Genomic DNA, 674 nt, shown 5'->3' on the forward strand with positions numbered 1-674 from the left:
CAATCAGCCAGAACAAGATGAAAAGAGTGAGCAATGGCAATCACAACTAATAAATGGATATAGATTATGGACAAGCTCATAAAATTACTTATCACACTCGCTTTAATATTATTCGCTGTAGGATGCTCGTCAACAGGAACAATTGATTACATGGTTGCAGGTGTCGGCACCGAAAGTGGCAATGCAATTTGGGGGCGCTCTGTGGTATTTGATGATGAATGGGGAATACCGTCAGGGGCGATTGAGTGCTGCTATGGTGAAACAAGAGCGACAGTAAGTGTATACGATCAAAAATTCCCAGAAAAAGTCGCGGTTGAATGGTTAGATAAGTCTGAAAATAGAATTTACTTTGGCGAAGTGGCAATAGATAAAAATGGTTATAAGTTAGCTAAATCTCTCCCTTATTTTACGTTATCGACAGGTGAAGTATTTAAGGAAATAAAACCATACTTAATAGTCGGTATGGGTGAATCAGGTGAGATAAAGGTTTGGATTTCAAATACACCATCAGCGGGGTTTACAGATCGCGTATTACACGAACTAGGCTCAGGGCAAGCACAGTGGCGTGAGAATAAATGACCAGTTTTAAACGCCTTTTTACAATCAGCCAGAACAAGATGAAAAGAGTGAGCAATGGCAATCACAACTAATAAATGGATATAGATTATGGACAA

1 protein-coding gene is annotated in these 674 nt (G+C 39.3%); it reads left to right on the top strand.

Going from position 1 to position 674, the window contains the following annotated elements:
- The first annotated feature begins 66 nt into the window (after positions 1 to 66).
- Positions 67 to 579, top strand: coding sequence for a DUF2931 domain-containing protein (locus H5200_RS23320; RefSeq protein ID WP_182762869.1), 513 nt, complete (start codon positions 67 to 69; stop codon positions 577 to 579).
- Positions 580 to 674 lie beyond the last annotated feature (95 nt).

It is taken from the genome of Pseudoalteromonas sp. SG43-7, assembly GCF_014164295.1.
Lineage (GTDB): Bacteria > Pseudomonadota > Gammaproteobacteria > Enterobacterales > Alteromonadaceae > Pseudoalteromonas > Pseudoalteromonas rhizosphaerae.

Bases quoted from the DNA above. Each gene is read 5' to 3' on its own strand.
- H5200_RS23320 (WP_182762869.1), top strand. From the start codon at position 67: ATGGACAAGCTCATAAAATTACTTATCACACTCGCTTTAATATTATTC.